This is a genomic window from Mycoplasma sp. 4013 (assembly GCF_054353875.1).
On the sequence record NZ_JBTHHK010000013.1, the window covers coordinates 11,987 to 27,036 of the forward strand.

Consider the following 15,050-nt stretch of genomic DNA (forward strand, 5'->3'; position numbering starts at 1 on the left):
ACCTACTTATTAAATTTTTCATTTAATCTTTGTATAACTTCATCATTTGCACTAATTCTTAATGTAACATTGCGAGTATTTGTTTGTTGATAATTATCAATTTGTTGGATGTCATAAATTTGACCAAGACATCTTAAATTTGAAACAATATTACCTATATAATCGGTATTTTTAAGTGTAAAAGTTAAATCAAGAGTTTTTAATGGGCTTAAATCTACTGGGATATATTTAATCTTATTATTTGCTTTTATATCCATAAATTCTGCATAAAAAGCATTTGTTTGATCATATTTGGGATGGATTTTTCCAATTCATCCGATAATCGTATTATTGTATTTTATATAAGCAGAAACATTTGGATGAATATAATCATTATCCTTTAGTGCAGTAAATTTAACATCAAAACCTAAGAAATTAATAACATCTTGCTTTAGTTGTTCAAAAGTCTTTGTTGTGCTCGCAAGTCCTCAAACCATTATATTTTCTGAAATCATTCCATATTCAAAAATGTTAATATTGCTCATTTTACGCTTTTGATTGTATGCTACAACTTCTGAAAGTGATGTAATAATCGAATTACGAATGCATTCGCGTTCTTTTGAAATAAAAGTCATTAAATTGATTTGTTTTTCAAATGAAAAAGGATTTAATTTATTTTTTTCTTTTGAAACAAGAGTAAAGGTTCGTACTTCATTATATCCTTGGTGCTGAAAATATGATTTAGAATTATTAATTTTTTGTATATGAGCAGGAACAGTTTTGATTGGTTGTGGTTTGAATTTTGCATATGAATAAAATCTAAAAATTTCTTCGATTATATCTTCAAAAACTTCTATATCATAACGATATTCAGGGGTAGTTATTTTATTATTTTCAAATCTAAATCCAAGCGAAGTTAGTTTTTTTAAAGCATTATCAAAAACATTTATTTCATTTATACCTGCATATTTCTTTAAAAGTTCTGCATTATATATAATGCTTGTTTGCTTATGATAAATAATAGGGTTAATTATTTGTGAAATCTGTAAATTTTTGCAATAAAAACGAATAAATTCCATCGCAACTGAAGCGAGATAAGCAGTTATAACCCTTGAACCTTGACTTGATGCAGTTGTGCTTATCCTTATTTCTTTTGTGCTGTGACGAATGTATTTAGGATCAAAAACACCTACTTCAAATAAATAGTTTTCTGTATCTAAATCAGTTTTTGTGGTTTCTAGACCGATAACAGAAGCAAGTGAAATAATATTGCTGTCATCTGAAATAGCTAAAACATTATCAACAGCAACTTTTTTACCACCTAATATCTCAATCTCACCAGAATACAATTTTGCAGTAATATTTTTTTGTAGTTTTGCAGCATTATAAACGTGTACTGGAACACCGATATTTATTAATGTTAAATTTGTCAGGTTAACACTTCAATCAAATAAAGAAGAAATATCGTGTTTTGCTAATAAAGTTTTTTCGTAAATACTTGTTTTTAATTTTCCTTTTATTTCACTAAAACTAAGATTTTTTGCCATTCCATTGGCTGCTTTAAAATCACTTATAAAATTTGGTTCTTGTTCTTTTGATTCAAAAACAAATTTAGTGTTAAAATATGCAGCAAGTTCTTTAGCAAGAATAAAATATGAATTTGCATCATTGCGGTTTGCATTGATTGCTATTTCGATTAGATAATCATCGATACTTAAAAGTTGCATTGGATCATCGTTTATGCTTGCAAAATCATTTGGTAAGACTAACAACTCATCTTTTTTTGACAGTAAGTCTCATTTATAACCTAATTCTGATCAAGATGCTAACATCCCTTGTGATGGATAACCTTTAAGTGTTTTTTCACCAAAGATAATTTCACCTCTTTTTGCACCAACAGGAAAACAAACAACTAAATCACCTACCTTTAAGATTCGATTAGTTGTTTGGATTGTAATTTGTCCTTTTTTAGTTTTTAATTCAACAACATCTAAACGATCAGAATTTGGATTTTTGAAGACATTAATAACTTTTGCAAATAAAATACCTTCTATATTAGCAAATTTTCTCACATCATCAACTTCAAAACCTATTTCATTTAATGCGTTTGTAGTTTCTTCTGCAGTAAGTTTGATATCTGGTAAATAACTATTTAGATGTTTTAGTGAAACGAGCATTAAAAACCTCCTCATGTGGTAAATTTCAATCAATTTCTGTTTTATTTTGTGTTTTTAAAAGATGATTAATTTTTAAAAATATTTGTGAATTATTAAATCCTTTATTAAATGACAACGGTGAAGGATGTGAGGATTCGATGATATTTTGTTGTTTAATTTTATCGAAGTTAGATAAATTATATACAGTTTCTTTTGCTTGTTTGCCTAGTATGACAAAAATTACGTTACTATTTGCTTCGATGATTTTATCTAAGATTACTGATGTAAATTTTTGTCATCCGATATATTTATGTGAATTAGGTTTACCTTTTATAACTGTTAAAACTGTATTCATCAATAATACACCTTGCTTAGCTCAATTAACTAGTGAATTAGTTTTTATGACAATATCTGGATAATCTTGTTTAAGGACTTTAAAAATGTTTGCTAAACTCTTTGGTGTTTCGTCTTTTCAACTAGAAAAAGCCAATCCGTCTGCGCTATCATCATTATAATAAGGATCTTGACCTAGAATAACAACATTAGTTTCATTAACTTGAAAAAATTCAAAAGGCTTAAATATGTCCATTTGGTGTGGGTAGATGGTTTGGTTATTTAATTCTGCTTCTTTTAAAGAATGAAAAATATTATCAAAATAACTTTTTTTACCTTCTTTTTGTAAGATTTGTAAAAAACTATCTTTCATTGCTAAATTGCTCCAAAATTCTTAAATCATTACGATATAAATCCCTAATATCATTAAATCCATATTTAATCATTGCAAGTCTTTCGACTCCTACACCAGCAGCAAAAGCATTAAATTTAGCATCAAATCCTGCCATTTGTAGCACTTTCGGATGCAGCATTCCAGCACCTAAAACTTCTATTCAATGATTTTTATAAAACATATCTACCTCCACACTAGGCTCGGTAAATGGAAAATAACTAGGACGCAACCTTATATCAATTTCTTCTTCCAAAACATAGGATAGAAAGGATTTTAAAGTTCATATGAGATTTGGAAAACTAACGTTACCAACACAAACAAAGTCGAGTTGAGTAAACTGATGTGAATGAGTAGCATCATCTTCATCATTTCGATACACCTTACCTAATGCAAATGTTGAAATTTCGATATTTTTATTTTCGTGTAGAACTTTTGCAGTAATTCCAGTATTATGAGTTCTTAATAATGTTGTAGCATTTAAATAAAGTGAATCATGCATTGCTCGAGCCGGATGATCGATGGGGATATTAAGTTTCTCAAAATTATATAAATCAGAAACTATTTCACCACTTTCTTGCTGATAATAACCATGCTGAATAAACCAAGTCATAATGCGTTCTTCGATTAATGTTATCGGATGCAAGCTACCAGCTTTGTAGACAGGTTTGCTAATATCAATAAATTCTGAGTTTATTTTACGATCTATTTCTATTTTTTCCAATCTTTCTTCAGCATTTTTAAAAAACTCTTCATATGTTTTCTTTAAATCATTAATTTGTTTACCGATTTGTTTTTTTTGTTCAACTGGTGCAGTTTTTAGACTTTGTTGTAGTTGATATATTTGTCCATCTGATGAATAAATTTTAGCTTTTGCTTGTTTAAGATCTTCGAGTGTATTTATATCTTCAAGTTTTAACATTATTACTCCTTTTTATAGTGTTTTTTTCATTCTGCTTTTAAATTGTTTCAATATTCTAAAATGTTTTGTTCATTTTTGTTGCTGCTTGGAATGTAAAATTTAGTATTTTGTAGTTGTTTTGGTAAATATTGTTGATTATTTCAATGTTTAAAATAGTCATGTGGGTATTGATAACCAATTCCATCACCTAATTTTACTGCAGATTTATAATGTGAGTCTTTTAAATAAGATGGTATTTGGTAAATGTTACCATTTAAAATGGTTTGCTTAACTTTATCACGTGCTAAAACAACGGAATTGCTTTTAGGAGATGAAGCAAGTTCGATTATTGCTGATGTAATAGCAAGTTCCCCCTCGGGGATACCTAGTCTTTCAAAAACTCTTATGGCTGCTTCAGTTTTTGCACCTACCATTGGATTTGCTAATCCAATATCTTCGTATGCAACAGCAAGCATCCTTCGAAACAAACCATCATTATCACCACTTTGTAAAATTAAAAAACCATAATATAATGCAGCATCAATATCACTACCACGAAGTGATTTGTGAAATGCTGAAAGGTTATTATAGTGAGCACTTTGTTTATTATCGCTATAAAAATTGATATTTGGTATTATAGTTTTTAAGTCATTTTTACTAACTTCTTTTCCATCTTTTTTTAATAGTGCAAGTAATTGTAAGTTATTTATACTTGCTCTTAAATCACCACTTGAAAAAGCTGCTAAATTGACTAAATTTTCCTTGCTTATTTTTAAATAAGGATAATTTTCTTTTATAATTTTCTCTAGCGTTAAAGCGATATCTTGAACATCTATTTTATTAAACTGCAAAATCTGCATTCTGCTACGAACAGCAGGAACAACTTTAAAATAAGGATTTTCTGTTGTTGTAGCATAAACAATTATTTTATCAAACTCTAAATAAGATAGTAATATATCTTGCTTATCACGATTCAAACGATGGATTTCATCGATTATTATAACATCGCAATCATCTAAAATTTTTATTAAATCTGATTTATTATCAATCGATGCATTAAAATACCCCGCTTTTAAATTTAACTCATTTGCTAAAATAAAAGCAGTTGTTGTTTTACCTGTTCCACTTTCACCGAAAAACAAAAAACTAGAAGTAATTTTGTTTTCAATTACTTCCTTAAGCAATTTTTTAATATGATTTTGACCGACAATATCATCTAATTTCTGTGGTCTCAATAAATTTGCTAAATTTTTGTTCATATATTATTTTATAATTATAACGATTTTTTGATTTTTATAGGTGTTAAAGAACAAAATTATTTTTCTTGTGTATAAACTTGTGGATAATTTAATAAAACGAATGTATAAATAGAACTTATTATTGCCATACTATGTATATTTTTAGTTTTTTTAAAAAAACGATGGATGTAAAATTGTTCATAAATAAAGAAAAAATTATCAACAAAAATAAATTAGTTTAAAATTAAATTGCTATGTATAAATCAAAATTAGACATTAAAGAAACACAAATAGCTATTCAAGATCTTAAACAAATTTTTCAAGCAAATATTAAGGTAGCATTAAACTTGACTAGAGCAACTGCACCGTTATTTTTAGATGCAAAAACAGGACTAAATGATGGTCTATCAGGTGAAAAGGCAGTCTGATTTAATCCAAAAGATTCTAATGTTCGCTTAGAAGTTGTGCATTCGTTAGCAAAATGAAAGCGTCATGCATTAAAACAATATCAATATTTAGATGGTGAAGGTATTTATACTGATATGAATGCAATCCGTCGTGAGGAAGAGCTCGATTCGACTCATTCATATTATGTAGATCAATGAGACTGAGAAAGAATTATTTCCCGTAGTGATCGTAATTTAAATTTTCTAAAAATGATTGTAAGTAAAATTTATGATGCTGTTAAAGCTACTAAGTATGCATTGCAAGAAGAATTTCCAAAACTTACTGATAAACTTGCTGAAAACTTATTTTTTATTAGTGCTCATGATTTAGAAGATTTATATCCAAATTTATCACCTAAACAACGTGAAGATGTAATTGTAAAGGAAAAGGGAGCTGTTTTCGTTTATAGCATAGGTGAAAATCTTAAATCAGGTATAGTTCATTCAAAACGTGCATTTGACTATGATGATTGAAAATTAAATGGTGATTTGTTGGTGTATTCTTATGTTTTAGATAAAGCAATCGAGTTATCATCGATGGGAATACGCGTGGATGCTGAATCGATGTTAAGACAATCGAAAATGGATAAAGAAGACTTGTTAAAACTGTCACCGTTTCATTATAAAATCCTTAATGATCAATTACCATTAACTATTGGTGGTGGAATCGGTCAAAGTCGTTTAAGTATGTTCTTGCTTGAAAAAGCACATATCGGTGAAGTTCAGTCAAGTTATTGACCAAAAGAACACATCGAAGAAATGAAAGATAAAGGTATTGAATTGTTATAAAAATATGTTTTTACCTATGATATAGGTAAAAACATTTTTATTCTAATTGATCGTCGACATCTGATTGTTGATTTTGTGGTTCTTTGTTTAAATTTTGATTAATTAATTTCAGTTGCTCTAAAATTAATTCATCTGTGGTAGGTTTAACTACATCAGGTTCTACTGCAACAGGTGGATTTTTCTTTAATCTATACCTTTTGATACCAGCTTTTATTATAAAATATGACATTAACATAATAAATAAGGTGAATGAAATGATTACAAAATTAATAATTGCACCTAAAAATTTCCCGTATTTAATACCTTTTCACACTAAACTTTCTAAGTCTTTAAATTTATCACCAAGGATATTATGTGCAATTGCAGACATAATAACATCGTTTGCTAATGAAGAAACTACTGCATTAAATACTGTCCCAGCCAAAAAACCAACGGCAAGTATAATTAAGTTACCTTTTTTAAAGAATTTCGATGCTTCTGTAAATGATTCATAAAGTAAAGACTTCTTTTTATCTTTTTTATTCATTGCTTCCTATCTTAATTTAATTACATCAACTGCAACTATTTCATCATTGTCTTTTAAATTAATAATACGAGAACCTTTAGTTTGACGTGATGATTTAGGTATTTGTGTAATTTGTGTTCTAATAGTTATCCCTTGTGAAGTAATTATCAATAATTCATCTTGTAAACTTACAAATCCTGCATAAATAAGATTTCCAGCTTTTATATTATCAATTCCTACAAGACCTTTAACATTACGTTTAGTTAAATTATATTCACCTTCATCAGTAAGTTTTCCATAACCTTTTGAACCAAGAGAAAGCACTAAATTGCCATCACGGTTCGATGAAGCAGATACAACATATTGATTTTCTTCAAGTTTTATTGCTCTTACACCGATGCTATTACGACCTAATGCTCGAATATCATCATTTTTAAAGATTGCAATATTACGATAGTTATTTGCAACTAAAATATGATCTTCATCAGATGATAAGAATGCACATACTAATTCATCTGCATCAGCTAGTTTGAAGGCAATAAGTCCATTGCGACGAACAACTTTAAAAGAAGCTATATCAGTTTTCTTAAAGATACCAAACTTTGTTACAGTAGTTAAATATTGATTTTGCTCATAATCATCAACACTAATAATAGAAATAATCTTTTCACCATTATTAACATCTAAGGTTTCTAAAACATTTATAAAAGGAACACCTTTACTTTGTTTGGTTCCTTCAGGAATTTGGTGTCCACGAAGTTTATATGCTCTACCGAAATTTGAAAATAACAATAAATCAGTATGGGTTTTTGTTTGAATAATCATCGCGATATCATCGTCTTTATATGTTTTCATAGCAACCGAACCAACTCCACCACGTTTTTGTGTGTTATATTCATCTAAGTTAATACGTTTCACATAACCATTTACTGACGTTGTGATTACAATATCATTTTCAGGGATTAAATCTTCTTCAGTTATTTTACCAGCACCAGAAATATCAATTTGTGTGCGACGAGCATCATTAAATTTTGCTTTAATTTCCTGTAGTTCACTAATAATTAAATCAATTAATTTATCTTCGTGTGCTAATATATTTTTATAATGAGCAATTTCAGTTAATAAATTTTTTAATTCTTCTTGCATTTTTTCGATACTTAATCCTGTTAAACGACGCAAATTCATATCTAAAATTGCTTTAGTTTGTTTTTCGCTTAACTCAAAACGCATACTAAGCTTTTCTTGTGCAATTAAATCAGTTTTGGATGATTTAATGATTGCAATAACTTCATCAATATTAAAAATAGCAATTTTTAAACCTTCTAAGATATGTGCACGTTCTTCGGCACGGGTTAAATCAAATTTTAATCTACGGGTAACAACATCTTTTTGATGTTTTAAATATTCGTTAAGAGCAGTTTTTAATGTAAGTAGTTTCGGTTCACCATTGACTAAAGCAACTAAATTAGCACTGTATGCAGTCTGTAAATAAGTTTTTTGATATAACTTATTTAAAATAATATGTGGGTTGAAGCCACGCTTAATATCAATCACAATGCGAATTCCATCGCGATTTGATTCATCGCGTAAATCAGCAATTCCTTCAATTTCTTTATTTTTATGTTGTTCAACAATTTTTTGAATTAAAGTGGTTTTTTTAATCGCATATGGTATTTGCGAAACTATAATTTGTGATTTACCATTCGCTTTTTCTATAATATTAGTTTTAGAGCGAACTATAATGCTGCCACGTCCTGTTTCATAAGTATCAATAATCCCACGAGTACCTAAAATTATTGCTCCCGTAGGAAAATCAGGGCCTTTTATATGTTGCATTAACTCTTTGGTGCTAATATTAGGATTTTTGGCTAAAGCAACTGTAGCATCAATAGTTTCACCTAAATTATGTGGAGGGATTTCGGTTGCCATACCAACAGCAATACCAGATGAACCAGATACAAGTAGGTTTGGAAAGCGAGAAGGAAGTACAGCAGGCTCTTTTTCGCTTGCATCATAGTTATCCACAAAATCAACTGTTTCTTTTTTTATTCCTTCTAGCATTTCAGCAGATAACTTAGACATACGAGCTTCGGTATAACGCATCGCAGCAGCTTGGTCACCATCGATTGATCCAAAGTTTCCGTGTCCATCAACTAACGGATAACGCATTGAAAAATCCTGTGCCATACGAACCATTGCTTCATAAACCGATGAATCACCATGAGGGTGATATTTTCCAAGTACATCTCCTACGATACGGGCTGATTTGCGGTGTTGTGAACCAGGAGTAATACCTAATTCAGACATATCATATAAAATTCTACGGTGTACTGGTTTTAGTCCATCACGAACATCAGGGAGCGCTCTAGAAACAATAACACTCATTGCATATTCTAAAAAGGATGTTTTCATTTCATCATCGACTAGAATTGGATGCAAACCGTCTTTTGATTCACTAATGATTTGTGATGAAACTTGATATTCTGCATTATTTTGCGGAATTTCTTCTTCGTCTTCTTCTATTATTGGTTCTTTTTTCTTAAAGACGATGTGGTTATCTTCTTCATAGTCATATTCTTTAATTTTTGTTTTTTTCTCTTGATCTTCTGCCATATCCTCTCCAATTTAATAAATTATAAATTTATTAAATTATACACAATTTTTTGTTTAAAGTTATTATAAACAGGTAAAATTAAGCATTTTTTTGTCCCTATGAACAAGCAAAAAAGAGAAAATTACGAATTATTTTCTCTTTTTTGCAATTTTTCTTCTTGTAATCTTACTAAATTTTTCAAATCCTTAACTTCTTTTAAGCTAAGTGGTCGATAGGTTCCAATTGGCATTTTTTCTACTGTGATTCCTGCATATTCAAGTCTTTTTAGATTGATAACTAACTTATCTACCAATTTAAATAATTCTTTAACATGATGATATGTTCCTTGTGTTAAAACAACAAAATAACTTTTCGGTGAATCGCTTCCGCAAGGGATAACATCCTGCACACTTTTTACTCCATTAACTTTAACTATTGAATTAAGTTTTTTTAACTCTTTTATACTAAGTTTTTCATTTATTCTAGCTCGATACACTCTTGGGATTTGATATTTTGGATGCATTAATTTATTTGCTAAATCACCATCATTTGTCATTATTAGTGCTCCAGTAGTATCATAATCAAGACGCCCTACTGGGAACACTTTATAAGGAACATTCATTAAATCTATCACAGAAGGTCTATTGAAATTATCTTTTAAAGTTGTAATAGTTTTTGTTGGTTTGTTTAAAACATAATAAACTTTTTGTTGCTGAAATATAGGTTTATTTTTCACAAACACATTATCGCCAAAATCTGCTTTATCACCTAATTTAGCTACCATACCATTTACTGTTACATAACCTTTTTCAATTAATGTTTCTGCTTCACGTCTTGATGCGATTCCAGCTTGTGAAAGTAGTTTTTGTAATCTAATTTTTTCCATTTTAATCTTTCATATATAAGTTGTATAAATTTAGTGATTCATTAGAGAATTTTACACCTTTTGAAATATTAAAATCATAGGTTTGTTTTACAACTTCTTTAAAGCCAGCATCTAAATTAGTTAACGCAAGATCTCGTATTTTTTGAATTCCAGTAAAACGTCGTCCTTGACAAATTTTATCGGCGACAAAAATAATTTTATCTAACTTGCTCATATTCGGATGTAATTGGGTATGATAACGAACAGCTTGTAAAATGGCTTGATTTTGCAGCATATATCCATGCTTTAATCATATATATGAACAGATTTGGTGTAAAAATGCCGGATTTTCTTCTTTAATATCTGGTTCAAACTCTTTAATTGCTTGCAGCGATCTTTTAACATCCCATTCTTTTGCAATATCATGTGTTAATCCTGCAATATAAGCATCCTTAGCAGGATAATTATGAGCTTTAGCAAGTTTGACAGCAAAATCAGCTGTTGCTACAGAATGCTTGGCACGCAAAGCAGAAAGACTATTATGAATAATTTGTTCTAAATATAAACCATCTTTTTGAATGTAGTTTAAAACTTTTTTATCTACATGCGAGAGCATTCCGTTTTTAAAATCACTTGATGCAAAATCATAAAAGGGGTTATTTAACAAAATTCCATTATATTTTTTTAGGTTAATTTTATTAATGTTTTTATCACGACGAAATACTGTTATTTGTGTGAGTTGAGAGATAATATCAATGTCTTTTCATTTATTTAATTTTGGTAAATTATCACTACCAATTAATAAAAAAAGTTGATCATTAGGATATTTTTGCCTTAGATATTTTACTGTATCGATGGTATATGAGACATTATTTCGCTTAATTTCAAAGTCACATAATTGCATTTTCTCTTCTAAAACCAGCTGAATCATTTCTGCTTTTTGATATGGTTTAACTAATTTTGTTTTAGACTTAAATGGTGATGTAAAAGTCGGAACAAATAGTAGTTTATCTAAATTGAGTTCTTTAATTGCATATTTTGCAAGTTTTATATGACCAATGTGAATTGGATCAAATGAACCACCATATATACCTATTTTCATAATTTACCTCTTAAAGACACCTACTTCAATTGAATCAGATTGTCCCCTTCTTTTTTTAATTCGTTCGATGTTATAGTCCGCCAAAGTTTTTAAACTCTTCATTTTCATTTTTGTATTCACTTTATTAATAATTTGATCTACAATGTAGTTAGATTTACATGCTTTTGGTGTTTCTAAAATACTTAAACTACGGTAGTTTTCAAAGGAATTGATTAAGTTTGATACACGGATGCTGATTCCGATGATTTTGGTATCTAAAAAATTATCATAAAAAAGTTGCTTACAATATTTAATAATTTCATCTGCTTCATTGATAAATTTTTCAACTACCATATGTTTTGCGATTCAACCATCACTAAATGTTCGTACACCAAAGCTAATTTGATTACCTAGTTTATATAATTTTTGCAACCTTCTTGATACTTTTTGTGCTTGTATTGCTATATTTTGCAAAATATCTTCAGTGTTTATGTCTTTTTTGTTAAAGGTGATATCGTGACTAATCCCTTTGACTTCAGGAATTTCATCACTAACATCTGAATCAGCAAAATAATTTAAAGCATCTATGAATTTAAATCCGGATGTTTTAAAAATTGATGTCAGTCTTATATCATTATAAGTTAATGTTGCTAAATCCCCAATGGTATTTATTTCAAGGTTTTTAAAGTGATCACCAAGTTTTTCTCCGATACCGTGAAATTTAGTAATCGGTAGACTAAAGAAGCGTTCTTGATAGTTTTTGCTATTAGTTACAGCAATTCCTTTTGGTTTAAATAAATTAGTTGTCATTTTCGCATAAAACTTAGTTTTAGAAATTCCAATACTAATAGGGATTTTAAAGTTGTTTTCGATATCATCTTGCAATCTTTTAGCAAGTTGTAAAGCTTTTTCATCGCTATCAATGCTGCTATGAACTTGGATGTAGCATTCGTCAATTGACCCGATTTCAAATTTATCAGCATAGAACTTTTTAATATATCTAAAAATCGCATTTGAAGTTGCAATATATAAATCAAAACGAGGTTGTTCAATGATTGCTTTTGGTTCTTTTTTTAATATTTCTGATATTTTTGCCCCCGCTTTGATACCAAGTTGTCTAAGTTCATAACTCACTGAAACAGCAACTGAATGGATTCCTTTATTTGCAATCGCTACTGGTTTATTAAGCAAATTAGGTTTTAAAGTTCTAATAGCAGAAACAAAATATGAATCAAAATCAATGTGAAAAATATAAGGTCTAGACATCTTTAAATGCTTTAGTTATCATTAAGGTGCAATGAATGCGATTTGGTTGACTTTTGATGTTATAAAAAACTCATAAATCACCTAATAAATCCATATGTTCATCACTGATATTTTCACCATTAACAAATTTGGTGAAAATATCTACTAGTAAGTCGATTTGTTCTTTTGTTTTGCCTTTAACAGCATCTAAAAACATATCAGCACCTGCTAAAAAAGGTGCACATCCGTGCCCATCAAAACTTGCATCTATTAGGATGTTTTGATCCCATTTTAAATCAACTAATAACTTATCCGAACAACTAGTGCTATAAAAAACATTTGATGTATCAAGTTTTGTTTTATTCTTTGGTTTAAGATAGTGATTCATTATCGTTTCGCGTGCTATATTCGGATTAAAATGCATAAAAATCACCTCCATTTGCTAAAGCATCAATTAATTTATCAATATCTGAATAATTATTATAAATACCTAAAGAAATTCTTAAAAACGAGTGTTCTTTGATGATATTTCTTATATAAGGAGCACAAAAGATTCCAGCAATTGTATAAATATTTTTGCTTCCCAAATATCCTGCAACATCTTGTGCATTAATTCCTTTAACATTAATTAATGCGATAAAATCACCTGGTTTACTTGAAACAGTTATATTAGGTAAATTCATCAGTTTTCTATGTAAATAAAAAGATAGATCTTTTAAAATTTCTTGAGTTTTTTGATAACCTACTTTGTCAAAAAACTCAAGTGCTTTATCAAACATAAAAAAACCTGCAATATCAGGGGTTCCTGGTTCAAATGCATTGATGGTATCTTTTAAAACCCATGATGCATCTTTATGAACTTCTGTAACACTACCACCACCAAATTTTACTGGTTTTAACTTCTTTAAAAGTGTTTCCTTAATCGCTAAAACCCCCATACCGGTAGGACCATAAAACTTATTTGTGCTAAAAACAATGATATCTGAATCGTTTAATGAAACTTTTTGATGACTAATTGATTGTGCAGCATCGTTAAAGACATAAATATTCTTTGAATGTGCTATTTGTGATATTTTTTTGATATCAAAATTTTGATTAAATGTGTTATTTTCTTGAGCGAATGCTAGAATTTTAACATTTTTAAAGGTTTGCAAATCTTCAAGTAAATTATTACTAATATGGATTTTGCATCCTATTTTTTTTGACATTTCAATTCACGGAATAAGGTTTGAAGAATGATTAAAAGCATTTAATAAAATTACATCATTTGGTTTTAATATATGCGAAAACATATTCACAAATAAATTAATAGATTCAGTTGTTCCACTGGTAAAGATTATTTCATGATCCTTACTATCAATTAGTTTCGCCACTTTATTTCTAACAGATGCAATTTTTGAATTCACTAAATTTCCAAGTGGTGTGTCAGCTGTTCTTGAAGAAATTGAGATATTTTTATAATAGTTATAAATTGCATTTGTTGCAGAAATCGGTTTTAAAACCAATGCAGCACTGTCAAAATAAGTAATTTTATTAAGGATTGGGAATTGCTTACGAATCCAGTCATTCATTATAACAACCTCCTTAATATCTTAATCAAAAATATATTATAGTTAGGTATTTTTTTAAATTCATCTAAAAAATCATAGTAATAACTGCGTTTTTTATTATTAAAAGTTATCTCATTTTGAATTTCATCAAAAAACGGACATGTTTTAATAAATTTATGATTTTTGTTTTTATAAATAAGTTGTAAAAACATATAGATAAAAAAGTTTTTAAGCATTAATTTATTTGTGTTTTTAACTATAAAACCTTGTAAAAAGTTATTTATAGTTGCATTAAAACCATTAAAATTATTTTTAATTTCAATTCATTGTATTTTCGATAAATCATATTTTTCAATAACATCTAAATCAATAAAAGTTTTGAATATAAAGTTAAATAAACTTTGATGCTTTAAAAAAATATATTTTAATAAAGTTTCATTAGTTTGCATTTCTGCTTTCAGAATCGAGTACAATGACCGCTTTATAAAAATTCTCTAAAATAGCATTGACAAATTGATATAAAAGTTCGTCATTAGAGGTTTTGTATGACTTAGATGGCTGTCCAAAATATTCTTTAGTAATAATCACGGCTTCATTTATTACAATTTTTGGTTGTATAGAATAAAGTTCTACACACGCATTTATTAATATTGCACGAATAAGTGGACTAAGTCGTTGTCACGGTCAATCCTCGTTTAATAACTTCTGCAGTATTTTTTTAACAAAAACAACTGAATTTTTGACCTTGATAAAGAAAAGTTTTTGTTCAAAATTTATTTGAAATTCATTAATAATAGCTTCAAGGTTATAAGTAATATCAAGTAATTCATGTTTATAAATAATTTCGATGTTTTTTATTCTTAATGCATGCCTAGAAATATTTTTTACTGCCATCTTTACCTCGGATGATTTTATTTTGCTATTATATCATAATTTACTTGATTTTTGGTATAAAAGGATGAAAACAAGCACCTTATG

General features: G+C 28.6%; 14 protein-coding genes. 1 reads left to right on the plus strand and 13 read right to left on the minus strand.

Translation table 4 applies throughout. From position 1 onward, the window contains the following. Positions 1-2: 2 nt before the first annotated feature. From ACXYRO_RS03685 to ACXYRO_RS03700, 4 genes are read right to left on the minus strand one after another with little or no spacing between them, the layout of a single operon-like run. The gene (locus tag ACXYRO_RS03685) at positions 3-2,156 is read right to left on the minus strand and encodes a phenylalanine--tRNA ligase subunit beta (protein WP_458614346.1); all 2,154 of its coding nucleotides are present in this window, start codon (positions 2,154-2,156) and stop codon (positions 3-5) included. After that, positions 2,128-2,841, minus strand: a complete 714-nt coding sequence (locus ACXYRO_RS03690) for a uracil-DNA glycosylase (RefSeq protein ID WP_458597417.1) — start codon at positions 2,839-2,841, stop codon at positions 2,128-2,130. The genes ACXYRO_RS03685 and ACXYRO_RS03690 overlap by 29 nt, the downstream gene beginning before the upstream one ends. Beyond that, positions 2,831-3,781: a phenylalanine--tRNA ligase subunit alpha gene (pheS, locus tag ACXYRO_RS03695; RefSeq protein WP_458614347.1), complete on the minus strand. Its 951-nt coding sequence runs from the start codon at positions 3,779-3,781 to the stop codon at positions 2,831-2,833. The genes ACXYRO_RS03690 and pheS overlap by 11 nt, the downstream gene beginning before the upstream one ends. Before the next feature lie 2 nt (positions 3,782-3,783). Further along, complete coding sequence (locus ACXYRO_RS03700; protein WP_458614348.1) at positions 3,784-5,019, minus strand: replication-associated recombination protein A; 1,236 nt, start codon at positions 5,017-5,019, stop codon at positions 3,784-3,786. Between the two features lie 233 nt (positions 5,020-5,252). Here ACXYRO_RS03700 and asnA point away from each other — a divergent pair, with 233 nt between their 5' ends. Further along, entirely contained in the window at positions 5,253-6,233 is a 981-nt protein-coding gene (asnA, locus tag ACXYRO_RS03705; protein ID WP_458614349.1) for an aspartate--ammonia ligase, read from the plus strand. Positions 6,234-6,270: 37 nt separating this feature from the next. Here the strand turns inward: asnA and ACXYRO_RS03710 are convergent, their stop codons facing one another. The 9 genes from ACXYRO_RS03710 to ACXYRO_RS03750 form a co-directional block, all read right to left on the minus strand. Further along, positions 6,271-6,759 carry a large conductance mechanosensitive channel protein MscL gene (locus ACXYRO_RS03710; protein ID WP_458614350.1) on the minus strand — a complete coding sequence of 163 codons (489 nt, stop codon included), beginning with the start codon at positions 6,757-6,759 and terminating at the stop codon, positions 6,271-6,273. A 6-nt stretch (positions 6,760-6,765) separates the two neighbouring features. Beyond that, positions 6,766-9,351: a DNA gyrase subunit A gene (gene gyrA / locus ACXYRO_RS03715; RefSeq protein WP_458614352.1), complete on the minus strand. Its 2,586-nt coding sequence runs from the start codon at positions 9,349-9,351 to the stop codon at positions 6,766-6,768. Positions 9,352-9,473: 122 nt separating this feature from the next. Then, positions 9,474-10,217 (minus strand): pseudouridine synthase, encoded by a 744-nt coding sequence (locus ACXYRO_RS03720; protein ID WP_458614353.1) that lies wholly within the window; start codon positions 10,215-10,217, stop codon positions 9,474-9,476. 1 nt (position 10,218) lies between these two features. Further along, positions 10,219-11,298, minus strand: a complete 1,080-nt coding sequence (locus ACXYRO_RS03725; RefSeq protein WP_458614354.1) for a nicotinate-nucleotide adenylyltransferase — start codon at positions 11,296-11,298, stop codon at positions 10,219-10,221. A 3-nt stretch (positions 11,299-11,301) separates the two neighbouring features. Next, positions 11,302-12,543, minus strand: a complete 1,242-nt coding sequence (locus ACXYRO_RS03730; RefSeq protein WP_458597407.1) for a Y-family DNA polymerase — start codon at positions 12,541-12,543, stop codon at positions 11,302-11,304. Beyond that, on the minus strand, positions 12,536-12,946 hold the full coding sequence (locus tag ACXYRO_RS03735; RefSeq protein ID WP_458597406.1) for an iron-sulfur cluster assembly scaffold protein: 411 nt from the start codon (positions 12,944-12,946) through the stop codon (positions 12,536-12,538). Before ACXYRO_RS03735 ends, ACXYRO_RS03730 begins: the two co-directional genes overlap by 8 nt. Then, positions 12,936-14,093, minus strand: coding sequence for an aminotransferase class V-fold PLP-dependent enzyme (locus ACXYRO_RS03740; RefSeq protein WP_458597405.1), 1,158 nt, complete (start codon positions 14,091-14,093; stop codon positions 12,936-12,938). Before ACXYRO_RS03740 ends, ACXYRO_RS03735 begins: the two co-directional genes overlap by 11 nt. Then, positions 14,093-14,521 (minus strand): hypothetical protein, encoded by a 429-nt coding sequence (locus tag ACXYRO_RS03745; protein WP_458597404.1) that lies wholly within the window; start codon positions 14,519-14,521, stop codon positions 14,093-14,095. Before ACXYRO_RS03745 ends, ACXYRO_RS03740 begins: the two co-directional genes overlap by 1 nt. Next, on the minus strand, positions 14,511-15,050 hold a 540-nt coding region (locus ACXYRO_RS03750), incomplete at its 5' end, for a transcription antitermination factor NusB (RefSeq protein WP_458614355.1). The genes ACXYRO_RS03750 and ACXYRO_RS03745, both read right to left, overlap by 11 nt.